The following is a 529-nucleotide window of genomic DNA, read 5'->3' on the forward strand; positions in this document are numbered from 1 at the left end:
CGTGTAGCTAAAATGCAAGAGAAAGTCGCAAATCAACGCAAAAACTTTCTTCACCATCAATCAAAAAAATTAGTAACTAACTATGATGCGGTTGTGATGGAAGATTTAGATATGAAAGGGATGTCAAAGGCTCTAAAGTTTGGTAAAAGTGTCACTGATAATGGGTGGGGAATGTTCACTTCTTTCTTACAGTACAAACTAAAAGAACAAGGGAAACAGCTTGTGAAAATTGATAAATGGTTCCCATCTACAAAAACTTGTTCGAGATGTGGCTCAGTAAAAGAAATCAAATTATCAGAACGTACGTATCAATGTACTTGTGGACTAAACCTTGATAGAGACTACAATTCAGCACTCAATATCAAAAAAGAAGGCATGCGCTTATTAGAAAGTGCCTAATGATACGATAAACTCTTGGAACAAGAGGGTTAGCTTGGTCCATTTCGTCAGCTACCAAAAGTGGTGATTACCCAAGAAGCCCCCACTTCAAGCAACCCGTAAGGGGTGGTAAGTGGTGGGAGTAGTTCAC

1 protein-coding gene is annotated in these 529 nt (G+C 38.8%); it reads left to right on the top strand.

The window, feature by feature from the left end; genetic code table 11:
• Positions 1-399: RNA-guided endonuclease InsQ/TnpB family protein (locus BALCAV_RS20975; RefSeq protein ID WP_040324353.1), on the top strand; the 399-nt coding region annotated here is incomplete at its 5' end.
• Positions 400-529 lie beyond the last annotated feature (130 nt).

This window comes from Alkalihalobacillus alcalophilus ATCC 27647 = CGMCC 1.3604, assembly GCF_000292245.2.
Taxonomy (GTDB): Bacteria; Bacillota; Bacilli; order Bacillales; family Bacillaceae_D; genus Alkalihalobacillus; species Alkalihalobacillus alcalophilus.